This window comes from Actinomadura madurae, from assembly GCF_900115095.1.
Taxonomy (GTDB): Bacteria; Actinomycetota; Actinomycetes; order Streptosporangiales; family Streptosporangiaceae; genus Spirillospora; species Spirillospora madurae.
In genome coordinates, this window is record NZ_FOVH01000001.1 from 1,023,475 (window position 1) to 1,040,753 (window position 17,279).

Consider the following 17,279-nt stretch of genomic DNA (forward strand, 5'->3'; position numbering starts at 1 on the left):
AATCGGGATGTTTCACCGCAAGAGCCCCTCGTCCGGTTCGCCGCCGTGATCCACGTCCAGGCCGACGACGGACGTGCATCCCGTGCAGATCCACTCGGCGATGACGGCCTCGTTCGTGCCGTGCGTCCGGTAGGGGCGGTCGACCGTCCTGCGCCGCATGCCGTGCCCGCAGGACGAGTGCAGCAGCCGGCCGCACGTGGGGCACGGCCAGACGTCCTCGCGGCGCAGGTTGCACCGGGGGCACATCGGGGACTCGTAGTGGTCGGCGGGCTCCCCGAACTCCAGCTCGGTGAGCCACTCGTTCTCCAGGTCGAGGTACTCGTCCCCCGGCCAGTGGTGGTCGGCAAGCCACGCGAGGTACTCCTCGTCGCCCGGGTCCAGGACGGCCGTCAGGGACTCGGGGTGCCCGGTCTCCGGGCATGGTCGGCGCCTGCCGCGCCGCGCGGTGGCCAGGAGCGTCAGCAGGCCCAGGAGCGCGGCCGCGGCCAGGCCGGTCGGCAGGGGCATCGCGGCGTCCTCACATGATCTTGTGGCGGGGAAGTCCGATCATGAATGCACTTCACAAAACGCTGCGAACGCTACAAGAAAGGCTCTTAACGGAAAAGTCGATCAAAAAGATTCTTTACGTGGATCATACCGGGGCGGTGGCCCGAAACCCGGGCGGGCCGCCGCCCGGAACCCCGTAGCCTGCGGGAACCAGGGCCCCTGGGACGCTCCGCCGGACACCGGCCGGCGGCCCCGTTCACTCTCCGCTGAATCGTCCGATCATGGCGGCGGACCGTCAGGCCTTCCTGCCCAGGACGGCCACCATCTGGGTGTGCAGCGGGTGCTCCAGCGGCCCGGCGGGGCCGTCCGGGCGCCATTCGGTGACATGCGCCACCCCCGGTTCGAGGATCGTGAGGCCCGCCATGAACCCCTCGATCTCCGAGGAGTGCCGGAAGTACGAGCCGCCCAGCCCCGACTGCAGGATGCGCTTGGCCTCCTCGACGCGCGGGTCCTCGCCCGAGTCGTGCAGGTGGGTGAGCATGACGTGGCTTCCGGGTGCGAGGTACGGGAGCAGCGACCGGACGACGCCCGCGGGGTCGCGCTCGTCCGGCACGTGGTGGATGATCGCGGCCAGGATGACCCCCACGGGACGCGACAGGTCGAGCAGTCCCGTCAGCGCCCGGTCGGTGAAGATCTTCTCGGCCTCGTACAGGTCGCCCTGGATGAACGTCGCGACGCCCGTCTCGGTGAGCAGGGCCCGCCCGTGCGCCAGGACGATCGGGTCGTTGTCGACGTAGACGACGCGGGCGGCCGGGTTCGCGGCACGGGCGAACTGGTGCACGTTGGACGCCGTCGGCAGCCCCGAGCCGATGTCGATGAACTGGTCGATCCCGAGCTCGCCGGCCAGGTAGGTCACCGCCCGCTCGATCGCGACCCGGTTGCCCTGCGCCACCACCGGCGCCTCCGGCACGAGCTCCATCACCATGTCGGCCACCTCGCGGTCGGCGGCGAAGTTGTCCTTGCCGCCGAGGAAGTAGTCGTACACGCGCGCGAAGGTCGGCGTGGAGGGGTCGATGCCGGCCGGCGCGTTCTCGGGTGGGTCGTCGGCCACGCGTGCGGCTCCTTCGGTCGTGCGCCCGGATGCCGTGGACGGGCGGCGGGGGGTGGAACCCCAGCGTAGGGCGGCCGGCCCCGCTCGTCAGGCATTCGGTCCGGCAGGGTGCGGTTTTCCGCAGGGTGGGGCTGCGGTGCGCGGCCGGGCGACCGGGCGGTGCGCTCCATGGTCCGGGACGACGCCGGTTCCTAGCGTCGTGAGCATGATCGAGATGATGAGCGCGGCGTCCGGCGCCGAGCCCGCCGGCGGCATCGCGGGGTGGGCGACCGACCTGATGGACAAGCTCGGCGCGCCCGGTGCGGGCCTGGCGATCGCGCTGGAGAACCTGTTCCCGCCGCTGCCGAGCGAGGTGATCCTGCCGCTGGCGGGGTTCGCCGCCGCGCAGGGCCGGATGAGCCTGGTCGCGGCCATCGTCTGGACGACGGTGGGCAGCGTCGCCGGCGCGCTGGCCCTCTACGGCATCGGAGCGCTGATCGGACGCGACCGGATCCGCGCGCTCGTGGCCCGGCTTCCGCTGGTCAAGCTCGCCGATCTGGACCGGACGGAGGCATGGTTCGCGCGCCACGGCGCCAAGGCGGTGTTCCTCGGCCGCATGGTCCCGATCTTCCGGAGCCTGGTCTCCGTCCCGGCCGGGGTCGAGCGGATGCGGATGACGGTGTTCCTGCTCTACACCGCCCTGGGCAGCCTGCTGTGGAACACGGCGTTCGTGCTGGCCGGGTACGGGCTCGGTGACAACTGGCGGACGGTCGAGGAGTACGTCGGCGTCTACTCCAAGGCCACGGTCGCCGTGGCCGGCGCGGCGGTGCTCGTGTTCGCGGCCGTCCGTATCGTGAAGGCGCGCACGCCCGCCCGCGAACCGCGGCCGGGCGCCCATCGGGCGGAGACACGAGAGTTCGAACGTGATCGCATCTTCTGACGCGGCGCGCCGCGGCCTCCGCGCGGCCTCGCGGGCCGCGGCGGGGCTGCTGCTCGGCGCGTTCACCGCCGGGGCGGAGCTGGTCCTGCTGGCGGTCGCGGCGCCCCTGATGGCCTACTCGCTGGCGTTCTCCCGGGGCCGCCGGACGGTGCCGGGCGCCGCGGCGCGCGGTGCCCGCCTCCTGGTCGAGCTGGAGCGGCGGCGGCTCCGCACGTTCCTCGGCGAGGACAGGGCCGTCGAGTACGGCCCGCTGAAGGCGCTCGCGTACCTCGTCCTGCGGGTCCCGGTCGGGCTGCTCGGCGGCGTGATCCTGCTGCTGATCGCCTACGGGGCGGCGGCCGGGATCCAGCTGGCGGTGGGCTGGTGGATCACGGGCGACTATGCGGACGGCATCCCGCCGACCTGGTGGATCGTCCTCTACATCACCGTCGTGGGCCTGGTGCTGCTCTTCCTCGGGCTCCAGGGCCTGGTCGGGGTCGTGGCCCTGGAGAAGGCCGTGGCGCGGCGCTGCCTCGGGCCGAGCCCGCTGGAGGAGTACGAGCGCCGCATCGCGCAGCTGTCGGTGACGCGGGCGCAGGTCGTGGACGCGGTGGACGACGAGCGCCGCCGCATCGAGCGGGACCTGCACGACGGCGTCCAGCAGCGGCTCGTGGCGCTCGGCATGCTGATCGGCCGCGCCCGCCGCGCGGGAAGCGGGGACAGGGCGGCGGAGCTGCTGAGGCAGGCGCACGAGGAGTCGCAGCGGGCCCTCGCCGACCTGCGGGAGGTCACCTGGCGCGTCTACCCGGCCGCGCTGGACGGCGAGGGACTGCGGGCGGCGCTGGAGACGGTGGCCGAGCGGTCGGCGCTGCCGGTGACGATCGAGTTCGACGTGCCCGGACGCCCCCCGCACGCGGTGGAGACCGCCGCGTACTTCGTCGTCTGCGAGGCGGTGACCAACGCCGCCAAGCACTCCGGCGCCCGGTCCGTGCGGGTCGCCGTCGAGGGATCGGCGACAATGATCGGCGTGCGCATCGAGGACGACGGAGCCGGCGGAGCCGACCCGGCCGGGGGCGGTCTCGCCGGGCTGGCCCGCCGGGTCGCGGCGCTGGACGGCGCGTTCACCGTGGACAGCCCGCCCGGCGGCCCGACCGTGATCACCGCGGAGCTGCCGTGCGGGTGATGCTCGCCGAGGACTCGACGCTCCTCCGGGAGGGGCTGGTGCGGCTGCTCGCCGAGGAGGGCCACGAGGTGGCCGCCGCGGTCGGCGACGGCGACGCCCTGATCGCGGCGGTGGCGCAGGGCCCGCCCGACGTCGTGGTGGTGGACGTCCGGATGCCGCCGACGCACACCGACGAGGGGCTGCGCGCCGCGCTGGAGGTCCGGCGGCGCTGGCCGGACGTCGGCGTGCTCGTCCTGTCGCAGTACGTGGAGAAGCGCTACGCCACCGAGCTGATCACGGCCGACACCACCGGCGTCGGCTACCTGCTGAAGGACCGGGTCGCGCAGGTCGACGAGTTCCTGGACGCCCTGGACCGCGTGGGGGCGGGCGGCGCCGCGTTCGATCCCGAGGTGGTCCGCCGGCTGCTGGCGCACAGCACGCACGCCGACCCGCTGGCCCGGCTGACCCCGCGCGAACGGGACGTCCTCGACACCATGGCGCAGGGGCATGCCAATGCCTCGATCGCCGCGACCCTCCACATCTCGCAAAGCGCGGTCGAGAAGCACGTCAATGCGATCTTCGACAAGCTCGACCTGTCGCACGCGTCCGGCTACAGCCGCCAGGTCCTCGCCGTCCTGCGCTACCTGGGTTCCTGAACCGGTCCTCGCGGAAACGGACTAACAGGTAGGAAACGGGTATGGCCACGACCGACCCTCGACGAGAAGGGAGAAGGTCGTGACGGACACCAACAAGGGCGTCGTGTACCAGGGGCCGGGGAAGGTCACGGTCGAGGAGCTGGACTTCCCCAAGCTCGAGCTGGCCGAGCAGTCGGGCCGCAAGCTCCAGCACGGCGTCATCCTCAAGGTCCTCGCCACCAACATCTGCGGGTCCGACCAGCACATGGTGCGCGGCCGGACCACCGCGCCCGCCGGGCTGACGCTCGGCCACGAGATCACCGGCGAGGTGGTGGAGACCGGCAGGGACGTCGAGTTCGTCAAGGAGGGCGACCTCGTCAGCGTCCCGTTCAACATCGCCTGCGGGCGCTGCCGCAACTGCAAGGAGCGCAACACCGGCGTCTGCGAGAACGTCAACCGCGAGCGTCCGGGCGCGGCGTACGGCTACGTCGACATGGGCGGCTGGCACGGCGGCCAGGCCCGGTACGCGGTCGTCCCGTACGCGGACTTCAACCTGCTGAAGTTCCCCGGCGACCGCGACACCGTGATGGCGAAGCTGCCCGACCTCGCGATGCTGTCGGACATCTTCCCGACCGGCTACCACGGCGCCTACACCGCGGGCGTCACCACCGGCTCCACCGTGTACGTGGCCGGGGCCGGCCCGGTCGGGCTCGCCTGCGCCACCGCCTGCCACCTGCTCGGCGCCGCCGTCGTGATCGTCGGCGACATGAACGCGGAGCGGCTGGCGCAGGCCCGCGCCTTCGGCTGCGAGACGATCGACCTGTCGCAGCACGCCAACGTGGCCGAGCAGATCGAGCAGATCCTCGGCGTCCCCGAGGTCGACGCGGCCGTCGACTGCGTCGGGTTCGAGGCGCGCGGCCACGGTCCCGAGGGGGCGGCGAAGGAGCACCCGGCGACCGTCCTCAACACGCTGATGGACATCACCCGCGCGGCCGGCGCGCTCGGCATCCCCGGCCTGTACGTGACGGGCGACCCGGGCGCTCCGGACGAGAACGCCAAGGTCGGGCAGCTCGGGTTGCGGATCGGCCTCGGCTGGGCGAAGTCGCACGTCTTCACCACGGGCCAGTGCCCGGTGATGAAGTACAACCGGCAGCTGATGATGGCGATCCTGCACGACAAGGTGCAGATCGCGCGCAACGTGCACGCGATCGTCATGCCGCTGGAGCAGGCGCCCCAGGGCTACGCCGAGTTCGACCGCGGCGCGGCGGAGAAGGTCATCCTCGACCCGCACGGGCTGGTCGGGGCCGGGGTCTGACCCCGGGTGCGGCGGGCTCGCGGACCGGCGCGCTCGCGAACCCGCCGCGGCTCAGCCGATGCCCTCGGCGATCCGCAGCGCCATCGCCATGATGGTGAGCTGCGGGTTCACCTCCGGGCAGCTCGGCAGGACGGACGCGTCCGCGACGTGCACGCCGCGGACGCCCCGCAGCCGTCCGGCCGGGTCTGCCGGCGCCCGCGCGCCGTCGGCGCCGAGCTTCGCCGTGCCGGTCGGGTGGAACCCGGCCAGATGCAGGTCGGCGGCGGGCGCCATCGCCACCGCGCGCGTCAGCTCGGCCTCGTCCCGGACGACCGGGCGGCGGGGCAGGCCGGTGAGCACCTCGGCCGCCCCGGCGGCGAACAGGATCCGGCCCATCGCGACGAGCGCGCGCCGCAGCCGGGCGGCGTCCTCCCGGGCCAGGTCGTAGCGGACCAGGGCCCGGTTCCGGCCGTGCACGCGGCCGGACGGGGCGTCGGCGATCATCGCGCCGAGCACGGCGAGGTGGTCGGCGTTCTCCAGCTCGCGGCGCAGCGCCCGTCCCGCGCCGGGCAGCGGGAAGGAGCTCATGCCGGGCGGGCTCGCCGTCGCCTCGATGAGGATCCCGTCGCCGTGCAGTTCCTCGATGCCGACGCTCTGCATCACCCCCGACCACGACACGACCGGCTCGGCGAAGCGCCCGGCGACGTTCGTGGCGGGATGGACGGCCATCCCGCGCCCCAGCCGCGGGTGCCCGCCGAGGCCGGAGCGCCGCAGCAGCAGCGGGGTCTGCGTGGCTCCCGCCGCGACGACGACGCGCGGGGAGAGGATCTCGAAGGACGTGCCGTCCGGGCGCCGCGCCCGCACTCCGGTGGCGCTGCCGCGCTCGACCAGCACGCGTTCGGCCCGCGCCTCGGTCACGATGCGCGCCCCCGCCGCGCAGGCCTGGGGGAGCGCGTTCAGGTGGACGCCGTACTTGGCGTTGTGCGGGCAGCCGGCCGCGCACTGCCCGCTGCCCCGGCAGTCCGGGGCGTTGCGGCGCAGCGGCGCGGCCCGCCAGCCGAGCCGCTCCGCGCCTTCCAGGGCGAGCAGCCCGTTCCGGCCGAGCGGCGCGACCGGCTGCCGCGTGACCCGCAGGGTGGCCTCCACCTCGTCGAGGTGGGCGCCGAAGCCGTCGACCGGGACGCCCAGCCCCGCCCACCGCCGGAGGACGCGGTCCGGCGTCCGGTAGCAGGTGCCGCTGTTGACGACGGTCGTCCCGCCGACGGCCCTGCCCTCGGGCAGCAGCACGGGCGGGCGGCCGAGCGCGACGGCCGAGCCGCCGTCCCGGTACAGGTCGAGGAACCGGTCGAGCGGCGGCCGGTCGCGGAACTCGGCCACCGTGAAGCGCCGCCCCTCCTCCAGGACGAGGACCGACATGCCGCGCCGGGCGAGGGTCCGCGCGGCCATCGCCCCGCCCGCCCCCGACCCGATGACGACGGCGTCGGCGGTCGAGCAGGACGGCCAGTCCGCGGACGGCGTGCAGTCCAGCGGCGCGTCCGGGCGCGGGTCGCCCGCGGCCCGGGGCGGCGGCAGCAGCTCGGTGCCGGCGGCGAGCAGCAGCGGGATCTTCAGCGTCTCGACGAGCCGGGCCCCCGGCTCGCGGGACGTCAGGAGCGCGCAGAACGCGTCCCGGCGGTCGGCGTCCAGGGCCTCCAGGGGGTGCCCGGTGGCGAGGCGCGACAGCGCGTCCAGCGTGCCCGCCCCGGCGCGCAGCCCGAGCCGCGCGGGGGCGGGCAGCGCCCGGCCGAGGGCCTCCGCGCGGGCCGCGACGCGGGCCAGGTCGTCGGCGTCCTCGATGCCGAGCAGCGCCGCGACCGTCCCGGTCATCGCGTTCATCGCAGCCCCACCTCCGCGTGCCCGGTGCCGTCGAGCCGCCACTCGCGCTCGGTCTCCCAGCCGTCCCCGGACCGCCGGGCCAGGACGATCCGGACATGGGCGCGCTCGGAGTTGTGGCAGACCGCCGGGGCGCCGTCCGGGTCGGCGTAGTCGACCGGCACGGTCTCCTCCGGCGGCAGCGTCACCGTCACGTGCAGGCCCCGGTCGCCGATGCGGCCGCGGACCGTCCAGGTGGGCAGGCGGACGTCGGCGCGCAGCCGGAGCGCCGCGAGCAGCGGGTCGCCGGAGGGCAGGTCGGCGCCGTCCACCCGGAGCCGGACGAACGGCAGCGGTGGCAGCCGGTTCATCCCCGGGCGCGTCGAGACGGCCGCCACGATCTCGCACACGTCGCCGCCGCCGAGGTCGGCGTGCAGCCACGCCCAGCGCCGCGCGTTCCCGTGCCCGTAGATGCGGGCGGACGCGCCGGGCGCGCCGTCCAGGGCGAGGACGCGGTCGCCGAACCGCACCTCGCCGTCGTAGGCCGCCGCGGGCTTCGGGACGATCTGCGCGGCGGGCAGCAGCTCCGACGCCCACGCCCAGCGCGGGAACGTGAACAGCGGCCGCCCGCCGCCCGACTCGCGCAGATCCCAGGTGATCGCGCCCGCCGAGCCGGTGAGCCCGCCGCCGGTCTGCGCGACGGGCCCGGCCGCGAACGCGGCGTCAGCGGGACGGCTCCACCCGTGCGGGCCGAACCGCGCGAGCACGGGCTGCTCGCCGGGCGGGAAGACGGCGGCCCAGCCGTGCGCCCGCGCCTCGCCCTCGTCCGGCGCGACCAGCTCGTGGTGGATCCAGAAGCCCGTGCCGGTCGCCGGGTCGGTCAGCGTCGTGTACCAGACCTCCAGCCGCCCGGCCTGTCCCCGCCAGCGCGACCGCATCGGATCGGGGCCCGGGAAGCGGAAGCCGCGGAGGAAGCGCACGAGGTCCCGCCGGACGTCGAAGCGCAGCCGCGCCTCGCCGGCCACGGTCCCGTCCGCGCCGGTCACCGTGAGCGGCAGGACCGTCATCGACCGGACGGGCCGCCGCGCGCTGACGGTCTTCCAGCCGTCCAGGCGCATCCTGCGGCCGTCGTCCGCCGTGAACTCCAGCGTGTAGCGGATCCGGCGCGCGGCGATCGGCGCCACGCGTAGCGTCCCCACCGCCGCACGGTCGTCCGCCCAGCCGGGGACGTGCACGCGCCCGGTCAGCTCGCCTTCCACGTCCCCCCAGGGCCGGAGGACCTCGGGCAGAGTGGCCACGAGTTCGAGCCGCATCGGGCGCTCGGCGTCCTCGCCGGCGACCCGCAGAATCCCCTCCATCACCTCTCGGAACACCGTGCTCCGGCCGGCTTTCGTCACGCTCTCGGTCATCGTCGGCCCGTCATGATCGCTTCGGTCTCGGTGAAGTAGGCGGTCGCCGCGGCGCGCGCCCGGTCCGCGTCGCCGTCGCACAGGGCGTCGATGAGGGGGGCGAGCCTGCCGGCCGCCGCGGCGGGGTCCTTGAAGGCGTGCGCGAAACCGTCCCGGACGGCGAGGTAGGCGTTCAGCAGGGCGTTGACCATGAAGCCGTACACCCGGTTGCCGGTGGCCGCCGCGATGACCCGGTGGATCTCGCACTCGGCGAGCTGGGCCGCGTCGCCGTCGGCGGCGTCCCGGACCTGCGCGGCCAGGTCCCGCAGCCGGGCCCGGTGCTCGCCGGTCGCGTTGGCCGCCGCCTTGGCCGCCACCTGCGCGCCGACCTCGCGGCGCACCTCGAAGATCTCCGCCATCCACGCCGGCCCGACCGTGCTGACCAGCATCGGCAGCAGTTCGGGGCCGCCGAGCCGCTCGTAGTCGCGGACCCGGGTCCCGACGCCGTGCCGCGTCTCCAGCAGCCCCGCCTGCGCGAGCCGGACGATCGCGTGCTTCAGCGACGTGCGGGTCACCGCGTAGCCGGCGGCGAGGTCGCGTTCGGGGGGCAGGTAGGAGCCCGGCGGGTAGCGGCCGCTCAGCACGTCGTCGCGCAGCCGGTCGACGAGCGAGTCGACGACCGTGTCGCGGGGGATCGGTGTGGACGGCACGCTACCTCCAGAGGTCCAGTGGCTCAGCCACTGGACCACGCCACGGGCATTGGCGTCAAGGGCGTGGCAGGGTGGAGACCGGGATCACGAGAGGGGACGGAGACATGGTCGGCACGCTCGACTGGCAACCGGCGGACGGCCGGCGCGACCTGCTGGCCGATCCGGTCGCCGCCGCGATCGGCGGGCTGCCGGGCGCGGAGGCCGCCGAGATCGACCCGGAGCTCGCCGACACCGCCGCGTTCTGCGAGCGCTACGGCGTGCCCCTCGACGCCAGCGCGAACTGCGTGGTCGTCGCCGCGAAGCGGGGCGGCGAGGTCACCTACGCCGCGTGCATGATCCTCGCGACCGGCCGCGCGGACGTGAACGGCGTCGTCCGCAAGCACCTCGGCGCCCGGAAGGCGTCGTTCGCGCCGATGGCCGACGCCACCGCGCTCACCGGCATGGAGTACGGCGGCATCACCCCGGTCGGCCTTCCGGAGGGCTGGCCGATCCTGGTGGACGAGGCCGTCGCCGCCGCTCCGCACGTCGTCATCGGCAGCGGCCTGCGCAAGTCCAAGATCCTCCTCCCCGGCAAGGCCGTCGCCGCCCTCCCCGGCGCCGAGGTCCTCGCCCTGGCACTGTGAGCGCGGGCGACCGCGCATGACGTCCGACGGCCTGAGACGCGCGCTGACCGACCCGGGCCCGCGCCCGCTGCCGGAGCGGGCCGCCCGCCTCCTGGAGGACCTCGGCGCCCCGCCGCGCCTCGCGGCGCACCTGCGCGCCGTCCACGACGTGGCCGCCGAGCTGGTCGCCTGGGCGGCCGACCGTCACCCGGCCCTCGCCGTCGACGCGGAGGCGGTGCTGTTCGGCGCGGCCACCCACGACATCGGCAAGGCGCTGCACCCGGCCGAGCTGACCGGCCCGGGCGCCGAGCACGAGCGGGCGGGCCACGCCCTCCTGCGCGAGCGGGGCGTCGAGGAGCGGCTGGCCCGCTTCGCGCGCACCCACGCGTCCTGGGACGGGCCGGACATCGGCGTCGGCGACCTGCTGGTCAGCCTCGCCGACAATGTGTGGAAGGCCAAGCGCGTCCCCGACCTGGAGCAGCGGCTCGTGGACGTCCTCGCCGCCGTGTCCGGGCAGGAGAAGTGGCAGGTCTTCATGGACCTGGACGACGTCTGCGACCGGCTCGCCGCGGGTGCCGACCGGCGCCTGGCCTTCCAGTCCGCCTACCCCGCCGGGACGGAGTCCACGGCGTAGCGGGTGCCGCCGGCGGCGGTGGCGCGGTCGAGCAGCGCCCGGTTCGCCGCGAGCATGTCCGGGACGGGCGCGCAGCCCGGCGACGCGGTGCGCAGCAGGCTGAACAGGACGGGGTCCTCCGGCGCGGCCAGCATCGGGACGTGCCCGACCCGCAGCGCCTTGACCAGGATCACCCCGCTGAGGCCGAGGTCCGCCGTGGTCATGCCCGCGAGCGTCGCCGTGATGACGGAGGCGGCGGCTGAGCCGGGCAGGAAGACCATGCCCCAGGGATGCGGCCGCGCCCACTCGCCGAGCGCGATCAGCTCCTCGACGTCGGGGCGCAGGCGGTCGCAGAAGTCGAGGTAGGAGAGCTCCTCGGTCTCGGTGGTGCCGGGCGGCGGCTCGCCCTCGTCCCCGTACAGGACGGCCTTGGCCTCGAACACCCAGCCGCCGTCCGATGGCTTGACCTGCCCTGAGATGTGCTCGGCCTGTACCTCGCGCTGGACGCGGAGCAGGTCGGCCGCGTCCCGGCACGGAACCGTGCAGGACAGCACCCGCTCCGGTGCCGGGACGAGCCGCAGCGTCACCCCGGTGATGACGCCGTGCCGCCCGAGCCCGGCGCGGACGGCGTCGAAGACCTCCGGCCGGACGGCGGGGGAGCAGGTCACGGGCTCGCCGTCCACCACGACGTCCAGGTCGAGGACGTTGTCCGCCTGCGTGCCGTGCCGGTGGGACGTCCCGCCGACGCCGGCCGCGGAGACCGTCCCGCCGACCGTCACGTCCAGATGGTCGGTCAGCACGGGAGGGGTGAGCCCGAGCGGAAGCGTCGCGGCGAGGACCTCGCGCCAGGTGGCCCCGGCGCCGGCGACCGCCCGGTCGGTGCCGGTCACCCGGACGCCCGCGAGGCCGCGCAGGTCGAGGGAGACGCCGGCCGTCAGCGACTGGCCGTACGTGGAGTGCCCGAGGCCCCGCGGCACCATGTCGAGGTTCCGCGCGGCGGCGTCGCGGACGGCGGCCGCGGCCTCGTCCGCCGACTCGGGCCGGACGGTCCGCGCGGGCGCGGCCTCGACGATCCCCCCGAAGTCCCGCATCGTCGCGCTCCCGCCGGTCGTGTGCTCCGTCGCGGCTCAGGCCGATCACGGTAGCCGAGCCGCGCGCTCACCGCTCCCGCAGCCGCCCGGCGACGCGGCTGAGCGCGTCGCCCAGCAGGTCGATCTCCTCCGGCGTCAGCACCTCGATCAGCACCTCGCGGACGACCTCGCGGTGCCCGGGACGGACCGCGGCGAGGGCGGCGGTGCCCGCGTCCGTCAGCTCCGCCCACACCGACCGGCGGTCGGACTCGCAGGCCGTCCGCTTGACGAGCCCGGCCCGTTCGAGCTGGGTGACCTGGTAGGTGAGCCGGCTCTTGGAGACCATCACCTCGCGCGCGAGGTCGGACATGCGCATCCGCTCGCCCTCGGCGGCCGACAGCCTGAGCAGCACCTCGAACTCGGGGTGGGACAGCCCGCCGTCCCGCTTGAGCTGCCGCTCGACCTCGTGCTCGATCAGGTGGCCCGCCGCCAGGAAGGCCATCCAGGCGCGCAGCTCGCGCGGTTCGAGCGGGGCCCCGGCATCGTCCATGCGGTGATTCTAGTTGGCATGAAAACACCCTTGAAGTTTCTAGATGGTCTGAATTTGAATCATTTCGGCCGGCGCTCCGCCGGTTCCATGGGACCCCCACGTGAAGGAGACGAGGCATGCTCCCGACTCGCCGCCCTCCCGCGCTCCCCGACGCCGGGCTGCTCATCGGCCGGCTCGCGGTCGGCGTGATCTTCATCGCGCACGGCTGGCAGAAGCTCGCCGAGACCGGGCACGCCGAGGTCGCCCGGTCCTTCGACCACCTCGGCATCCCGCTGCCCGGACTCGCCGCCGGCTACGCCACCTGGGTCGAGCTGCTCGGGGGCGCCGCGCTCGTCGCCGGCGTCCTGGTGCCGGTCGCCGGCGTGCTCATCGCGCTGAACATGGCGGGCGCGTTCTGGTACGTCCACATGGGCAAGGGCCTGTTCTCCCAGGAGGGCGGGTACGAGTACGTGCTCGTCCTCGCCGCCGCCGCGCTGCTCTTCACCCTCACGGGCGCCGGGCGCTTCTCCGTGGACGCCGTCCTCTGGGGGCGCCGCCCCGAGAGCGCCTCCGGCCGGGCGTCCGTCAACGTGTGATCAACAGGTCTCCGCCGCTCGCGCGTGCGGGCGCCTGCCGCGGTGTGATCTGGGTAACTTTTTCGGTGTCCGGGTGGCCGCCGTGACAGCGGGCTCGACAGCGGTCACCTGCCGGGAAAGGATTATGGCCCGCTCCAATACGCCCGTGCCGCCGCCCCGCCCGCCTGACATCCGCCTTTGCGGATACCGGGTCCTTTGCGTCGAAATGACACAATGTTCCCGATGACCGTTTCTGGGCATGAGTGATCGCTGAGAGTTCCTGGAGAGGCGGGTCGCAGGTGTCGAGCGGTAGTGAATTCGTGGTGGTGGCCAACCGGCTGCCGGTGGACCGGAACGTCGGCGCCGACGGCGTCCCCCGGTGGAGGCGCAGTCCCGGCGGCCTGGTCAGCGCGATCGCCCCGGTGATGCGGCGCAGGAAGGGCACGTGGATCGGGTGGACGGGCGCGCCCGACGAGGAGCTGGAGCCGTTCGAGGAGGACGGCATGGCGCTGCACCCCATCGCGCAGTCCGCCGACGAGGTGCGGCTCTACTACGAGGGCTTCTCCAACGCCACGCTCTGGCCGCTCTACCACGACGTCGTGGCCACTCCGGTCTACGACCGGGCGATGTGGGACGCCTACGTGCGCGTCAACCAGCGGTTCGCCGAGGCCGCGGCGAAGGTCGCCGCCAAGGACGCGATCGTCTGGGTGCAGGACTATCAGCTCCAGCTCGTCCCGCGGATGCTGCGCGAGCTGCGTCCCGACCTGCGGATCGGCTTCTTCCTCCATATCCCGTTCCCGCCGGTGGAGCTGTTCTGGCAGCTGCCGTGGCGGCGGCGCATCCTGGAGGGGCTGCTCGGCGCCGACCTGGTCGGCTTCCAGCTCCCGGGCGCGGCGGCCAACTTCGTGCGCCTCTGCCGCCGGCTCCTCGACGCCCGCTACGTCAAGCAGGACGTCTTCTGGGACGACCGGGTCGTGCGCGCCCGCGCGTTCCCCATCTCGGTGGACGTGGGCGAGCTGCACGACCTGGTGGGGCGCGAGGACGTGCGGGAGCGCGCGCAGGAGATCCGCACCGACCTCGGCGACGCGACCGTCCTGCTCGGCGTCGACCGGCTGGACTACACCAAGGGCATCACCCAGCGGCTCCAGGCCTTCGGGGAGCTGTTCGAGGACGGCCACATCAAGCCGGGCCAGGCCGTCTTCGTGCAGATCGCGACGCCGAGCCGGGAGCGCGTCGAGCAGTACCAGCTGCTCCGGGAGGAGATCGAGCAGCTGGTGGGGCGGATCAACGGGGAACACGGCGAGATCGGGTTTCCGGTCATCCACTATCTGCACAGCTCGTATGACCGACCCGAGCTGACCGCGCTCTACCTGGCCGCGGACGTGATGGTGGTGACCCCGCTGCGCGACGGCATGAACCTCGTGGCCAAGGAGTACGTCGCCTGCCGCAGGGACCTGCGCGGCGCGCTCGTGCTCAGCGAGTTCACCGGCGCAGCGGCCGAGCTGAAGCGCGGAGCGTTCCAGGTCAACCCCTACGACATCGACGGCCTCAAGGGCACGCTGCTGGACGCGCTGCACGCCGAGCCCGCGGAGCAGGCCCGGCGGATGCGCTCCATGCGCCGCCGCGTCATCGAGCACGACGTGGACCGGTGGGCCCAGGACTTCCTCAGCGAGCTGGAGAATCCGGCGCGGCCGGTGCCCGCCCAGCCGGCGCTTCCCGCGGCTCTGGAGAGCTGACCCGCAGGTCGAAGGCCGCCCAGACGGCCTTGCCGCCCGTCGCGAGCCGAGCCCAGCCCCAGGCGTCGCTGATCGCGCCGACCACGAGGAGCCCGCGGCCGCCCTCGACGAACCGGCCCGGGTCGCTCGGGGCGGGCTCGGGCGCGCGGGCGCCCGGGTCGGTCACCGAGACGAGCAGCCGGCGCGGGTGCCCGATCAGGACGAGCTGGATGGGGCACAGCGGCAGCGGCTGGGGGAGCCCCTCCAGGCCGTGCCGGAGCGCGTTGGTCACCAGCTCCGACACCGCGACGACCACGTCGCCCGCGTCGCCGGTGAGGCCCCACGCGTCCAGCGTGACCTGGGTGAACTCGCGCGCCGATCGGGGCGCTGTGATCTCGGCGGGCAGCACGCGCCGCGCGGTGCGCGGGGGGCCCGCGTGCGGGGCCGGCCAGAGCCCGGCGAGCCCGGGCGCGGTGGCCGGGACGCTCGCGGCCGGCGCGGGGACGTTCGGGCCGATCGTCATCGGCGGCGCGTCCGGCCAGGGCGCGTGGACGTCCGAGGCGTGCCGCGGCCGGCCACGCCCCATGGCGGCGGGGACTGCGACTTCGTCTGCCTGGTCAACGGTCATGGTCAAACCTCAGAGGCGTGCGGGGTTGTCACCGGTGAGCGTTCGCTATCTTGCTCCCCAAGCCGTGCAGATGCAAGACCGTCTGCATGAACCAATGCAAGAACGAATGCACGTGCATCTCGTACCATTGTGTGGGGTGGGGCGAGATCGCCGGTCTCCCGACGAGGGAGGCCGAGACGCCTAGAGGGGGCAAAGATGGACGGCCACCACATGTCGGACGTCCGGCGCAGCGCGCTCGTCTGGCAGAAGAGCCGGCGGAGCAACCCGTCCGGCAACTGTGTCGAGATGGCCGAACTCCCCAACGGGGAGATCGCAGTGCGCAACTCCAGGGACCCTGAGGGAGCGATCCTCGTCTACACGCGCGAGGAGGTGGAGGCGTTCGTGGGCGGAGCGAAGGACGGTGACTTCGACCACATGCTCGTATGACCCACCCCAGAAACCGAATGTGATTCCATTAGGTGGTCCGGCCCGGTAGGTTGCGGCCATGCACCTGGGGCAGATCGCAGCTCAGACGCCCGACAAGCCCGCCGTGATCATGGCGGGCTCCGGGCGGGTCGTCACCTTCCGGGAACTGAACGAGGAGTCCAACCGGCTCGCGCAGCTGCTCCGCGCGGAGGGGCTGCGCCCGGGGGACCACATCGCGTTCATGCTGGAGAACCATCCGCTCTACCTGGCCATCGCCTGGGCGGCACAGCGCTCCGGGCTCTACTACACCGCCATCAGCTCGCGGCTCCAGCACGAGGAGCTCGCCTACATCGTGGACAACTGCGAGGCCAAGGCCTTCATCACCAGCGCGTCGATGGAGGCCGCCGCGCAGACCCCGCCGGACGTGCCGCTGCGCCTCATGCTCGGCGGCACGGCTCCCGGCTACGAGTCCTACGAGGAGCGCGTGGCGGGCCACCCCGCCACGCCCGTCGAGGACGAGTGCGAGGGCTCGGACATGCTCTACTCGTCCGGCACCACGGGCCGCCCCAAGGGCGTGAAACCGCCGCTGTCGCTGGCGCCCATGGGCGAGCCAGGGGCCCTCTACATGCTCATCACCGGCCTGTTCCAGGCCGACGCCGACTCGGTGTACTTGTCCCCGGCGCCGCTCTACCACGCCGCGCCGCTGCGCTACTCGCTCGTCTTCCACAGGTGCGGCTCGACCGTCGTGGTGATGGAGAAGTTCGACCCCGAGCAGGCTCTCGCGACGATCGAGAAGTACCGCGTCACGCACAGCCAGTGGGTGCCGACCATGTTCATCCGGATGCTCAAGCTCCCGGAGGAGACGCGCGCCCGTTACGACGTGTCGTCGCTGCGCGCCGCCGTCCACGCCGCCGCGCCCTGCCCCGTCCCCGTCAAGGAGCAGATGATCGACTGGTGGGGGCCGATCCTGCACGAGTACTACGCCGGTACCGAGGGCAACTGCTTCGTCTACACCAACTCCGAGGACTGGCTGGCCCACAAGGGCACCGTCGGCCGCCCCATCCTGGGTGAGGTCCACGTCTGCGACGAGAACGGCCGCGAGCTTCCGCCGGGGGAGTCCGGGACGCTCTACTTCGGCAACGGCCCCACGTTCGAGTACCACGCCGACGAGGAGAAGACCGCCGCGTCCCGCGACCCGTGGGGGCACGGCTGGACGACCCTCGGCGACGTCGGCTACGTGGACGGGGACGGCTTCCTCCACCTCACCGACCGCCGCGCCTACATGATCATCAGCGGCGGGGTGAACATCTACCCGCAGGAGGCCGAGAACGTCCTCGCGGTCCACCCGAAGGTCGCCGACGTGGCGGTGTTCGGCGTCCCGGACGCGGAGATGGGGGAGGCGGTCAAGGCGGTCGTCCAGCCCCTGTCCTTGGACGACGCGGGCCCCGCGCTCGAAGCGGAGCTGATCGCGTACTGCCGCGACCAGCTCGCCCACTACAAGTGCCCGCGCTCGGTCGACTTCCGTGCCGAGCTGCCGCGCCACCCGACCGGCAAGCTCTACAAGCGGCTGCTGAAGGACGAGTACTGGGCCGCTGCCAAGTCCTGAG

Annotated in this window: 18 protein-coding genes; 10 read left to right on the forward strand and 8 right to left on the reverse strand. The window is 73.7% G+C overall.

Annotated elements, in window-relative coordinates; all coding sequences use genetic code 11:
* Nucleotides 1-12: 12 nt before the first annotated feature.
* Entirely contained in the window at nt 13-507 is a 495-nt protein-coding gene (locus BM339_RS49590) for a hypothetical protein (RefSeq protein ID WP_021595921.1), read from the reverse strand.
* Between the two features lie 274 nt (nt 508-781).
* Nucleotides 782-1,597 (reverse strand): SAM-dependent methyltransferase, encoded by an 816-nt coding sequence (locus BM339_RS04845; protein WP_021595920.1) that lies wholly within the window; start codon nt 1,595-1,597, stop codon nt 782-784.
* Between the two features lie 205 nt (nt 1,598-1,802).
* Here BM339_RS04845 and BM339_RS04850 point away from each other — a divergent pair, with 205 nt between their 5' ends.
* The 4 genes from BM339_RS04850 (at nt 1,803) to fdhA (ending at nt 5,607) form a co-directional block, all read left to right on the forward strand.
* Complete coding sequence (locus tag BM339_RS04850) at nt 1,803-2,516, forward strand: DedA family protein (RefSeq protein ID WP_021595919.1); 714 nt, start codon at nt 1,803-1,805, stop codon at nt 2,514-2,516.
* On the forward strand, nt 2,500-3,678 hold the full coding sequence (locus BM339_RS04855) for a sensor histidine kinase (RefSeq protein ID WP_024935229.1): 1,179 nt from the start codon (nt 2,500-2,502) through the stop codon (nt 3,676-3,678). The genes BM339_RS04850 and BM339_RS04855 overlap by 17 nt, the downstream gene beginning before the upstream one ends.
* A complete protein-coding gene (locus BM339_RS04860) occupies nt 3,669-4,313 on the forward strand; it encodes a response regulator (protein WP_075019994.1) in 645 nt (214 codons plus the stop codon). Before BM339_RS04855 ends, BM339_RS04860 begins: the two co-directional genes overlap by 10 nt.
* A gap of 79 nt (nt 4,314-4,392) precedes the next feature.
* Nucleotides 4,393-5,607, forward strand: a complete 1,215-nt coding sequence (gene fdhA, locus BM339_RS04865) for a formaldehyde dehydrogenase, glutathione-independent (protein ID WP_021599984.1) — start codon at nt 4,393-4,395, stop codon at nt 5,605-5,607.
* Between the two features lie 51 nt (nt 5,608-5,658).
* On the opposite strand, the gene BM339_RS04870 is transcribed toward fdhA, so the two are convergent.
* Genes BM339_RS04870 through BM339_RS04880 form a run of 3 tightly spaced genes read right to left on the reverse strand, consistent with a single transcriptional unit; the run spans nt 5,659 to nt 9,535 of the window.
* Nucleotides 5,659-7,461, reverse strand: coding sequence for a GMC family oxidoreductase (locus tag BM339_RS04870; protein WP_075019995.1), 1,803 nt, complete (start codon nt 7,459-7,461; stop codon nt 5,659-5,661).
* The gene (locus BM339_RS04875; protein ID WP_218163562.1) at nt 7,458-8,846 is read right to left on the reverse strand and encodes a hypothetical protein; all 1,389 of its coding nucleotides are present in this window, start codon (nt 8,844-8,846) and stop codon (nt 7,458-7,460) included. The genes BM339_RS04870 and BM339_RS04875 overlap by 4 nt, the downstream gene beginning before the upstream one ends.
* Entirely contained in the window at nt 8,843-9,535 is a 693-nt protein-coding gene (locus BM339_RS04880; RefSeq protein ID WP_177287614.1) for a FadR/GntR family transcriptional regulator, read from the reverse strand. Before BM339_RS04880 ends, BM339_RS04875 begins: the two co-directional genes overlap by 4 nt.
* 104 nt (nt 9,536-9,639) lie before the next feature.
* Here BM339_RS04880 and BM339_RS04885 point away from each other — a divergent pair, with 104 nt between their 5' ends.
* Together BM339_RS04885 and BM339_RS04890 are read left to right on the forward strand one after the other, a co-directional pair.
* Nucleotides 9,640-10,158, forward strand: coding sequence for a YbaK/EbsC family protein (locus tag BM339_RS04885; protein ID WP_024935227.1), 519 nt, complete (start codon nt 9,640-9,642; stop codon nt 10,156-10,158).
* A gap of 16 nt (nt 10,159-10,174) precedes the next feature.
* On the forward strand, nt 10,175-10,771 hold the full coding sequence (locus BM339_RS04890) for an HDIG domain-containing metalloprotein (RefSeq protein WP_075019996.1): 597 nt from the start codon (nt 10,175-10,177) through the stop codon (nt 10,769-10,771).
* On the opposite strand, the gene BM339_RS04895 is transcribed toward BM339_RS04890, so the two are convergent.
* Nucleotides 10,741-11,841 (reverse strand): FAD-binding protein, encoded by a 1,101-nt coding sequence (locus BM339_RS04895; protein ID WP_075019997.1) that lies wholly within the window; start codon nt 11,839-11,841, stop codon nt 10,741-10,743. The genes BM339_RS04890 and BM339_RS04895 overlap by 31 nt on opposite strands.
* A 67-nt stretch (nt 11,842-11,908) precedes the next feature.
* Nucleotides 11,909-12,370 carry a MarR family winged helix-turn-helix transcriptional regulator gene (locus BM339_RS04900; protein ID WP_021599559.1) on the reverse strand — a complete coding sequence of 154 codons (462 nt, stop codon included), beginning with the start codon at nt 12,368-12,370 and terminating at the stop codon, nt 11,909-11,911.
* A 116-nt stretch (nt 12,371-12,486) separates the two neighbouring features.
* Here BM339_RS04900 and BM339_RS04905 point away from each other — a divergent pair, with 116 nt between their 5' ends.
* The gene (locus BM339_RS04905) at nt 12,487-12,945 is read left to right on the forward strand and encodes a DoxX family protein (RefSeq protein WP_021599560.1); all 459 of its coding nucleotides are present in this window, start codon (nt 12,487-12,489) and stop codon (nt 12,943-12,945) included.
* A 278-nt stretch (nt 12,946-13,223) separates the two neighbouring features.
* On the forward strand, nt 13,224-14,660 hold the full coding sequence (locus BM339_RS04910; protein WP_024935226.1) for an alpha,alpha-trehalose-phosphate synthase (UDP-forming): 1,437 nt from the start codon (nt 13,224-13,226) through the stop codon (nt 14,658-14,660).
* On the opposite strand, the gene BM339_RS04915 is transcribed toward BM339_RS04910, so the two are convergent.
* Complete coding sequence (locus BM339_RS04915) at nt 14,590-15,267, reverse strand: ATP-binding protein (RefSeq protein WP_024935225.1); 678 nt, start codon at nt 15,265-15,267, stop codon at nt 14,590-14,592. The two genes, BM339_RS04910 and BM339_RS04915, sit on opposite strands and share 71 nt — an antisense overlap.
* 195 nt (nt 15,268-15,462) lie before the next feature.
* Here BM339_RS04915 and BM339_RS04920 point away from each other — a divergent pair, with 195 nt between their 5' ends.
* Both BM339_RS04920 and BM339_RS04925 read left to right on the forward strand, forming a co-directional pair.
* Entirely contained in the window at nt 15,463-15,693 is a 231-nt protein-coding gene (locus BM339_RS04920; protein WP_021596528.1) for a DUF397 domain-containing protein, read from the forward strand.
* Between the two features lie 58 nt (nt 15,694-15,751).
* Nucleotides 15,752-17,278, forward strand: coding sequence for an acyl-CoA synthetase (locus BM339_RS04925; RefSeq protein WP_075019998.1), 1,527 nt, complete (start codon nt 15,752-15,754; stop codon nt 17,276-17,278).
* Nucleotide 17,279: the final 1 nt, after the last annotated feature.